The sequence below is a fragment of the Paenibacillus intestini genome (assembly GCF_030803945.1).
GTDB lineage: Bacteria > Bacillota > Bacilli > Paenibacillales > Paenibacillaceae > Paenibacillus > Paenibacillus polysaccharolyticus.
Map to the genome: position 1 here is coordinate 1 of NZ_JAURUN010000031.1, position 1,103 is coordinate 1,103.

1 protein-coding gene is annotated in these 1,103 nt (G+C 56.7%); it reads right to left on the reverse strand.

Annotation, left to right across the window (positions count from 1 at the left end):
* Nucleotides 1-1,103, reverse strand: a 1,103-nt coding sequence (locus J2T16_RS28745; RefSeq protein ID WP_499020217.1) for an AMP-binding protein, incomplete at both ends; no start/stop codon positions are given.

The window sequence follows — 1,103 nt, forward strand, 5'->3', positions numbered from 1 at the left end:
TCTTTATCTACAATTCGTACCTGTACCTGAGGCAGTGCCTCACCGATGGGTATTCGTCCTGTTTCCGTACCGTTCACCGCATACCACGTCGCATATATCGTGGCTTCCGTCGGTCCATACAGATTCACCAGTTGCACACCCGGGAGCTGCTGACGAAAGCGTAACGCCACTTCTGGCAATAGCTCTTCTCCACCAGTGAACACATACTTCAGCCCTTCAGTTCTTCCTCCGCCAAGTTCCAGGAAAATTCGCAACATGGAGGATACAAAATGCATGTGCGTAACGCCATAACTCCGGACGGCAGCCATGATCGCCTGCGGATCCTTCTCTGCCCCTTCTGGCAATACGACCATCCTGCCTCCCTCGCCCAGCATCCATCCAAACAGTTCGGCTACAGAAGGGTCGAAAGTATAAGCAGTTTTGAGCATATAGGCATCTCCGGGCTCGATCGGGTATTTCCCCTGCATGCCCTCCAGCAGGTTCATCACCTGTCCCTGCTCCACCATTACCCCTTTGGGTTTTCCGGTGGAACCCGAGGTATAGAGGACATACGCCAGATCATGCGTCTGGATCGACAGCCCCAGATTGCTTCGATCTCCTGCGTACAGGTGCTCTTCCTCCAAATCTAGCATGTCCAGTTCGCCAAAGCTCAGGCCCAGTCTGCCCTGACTCAGTACAACCCGTGCTCCGCTATCCTTCAGCATGTACTGGATCCGCTCGGCTGGATAGAACGGGGAAATCGGTACATAGGCCCCGCCGGCTTTCAGCACTCCCATTATTCCAGCGACCATGTCCAGGGAGCGTGATGCCACAATGCCCACCGTCGTTTCCGCACCCACGCCTCTACTCCGCAGCTGCCGCGCCAGGGCATTGGCCCGCTCATTGAGCTCCCGGATGCTCCAGGACTCGTTTTCCCCGATCAGCACCTTTCGCTCGGGATCTCGGAAGGCATAGGCCTCCAGCAGGTCCGGCAAGACTCGTGACGGGCTACTCCCGTTGATCTCTGCAGGGACTGAACTGTTCCGCTCCAGTAACCCTGCCTTCTCGGCTTCCCCCGTCATCTCGATTGCCGACAACATCCCTTCCGGCCGCCGGACCATTTC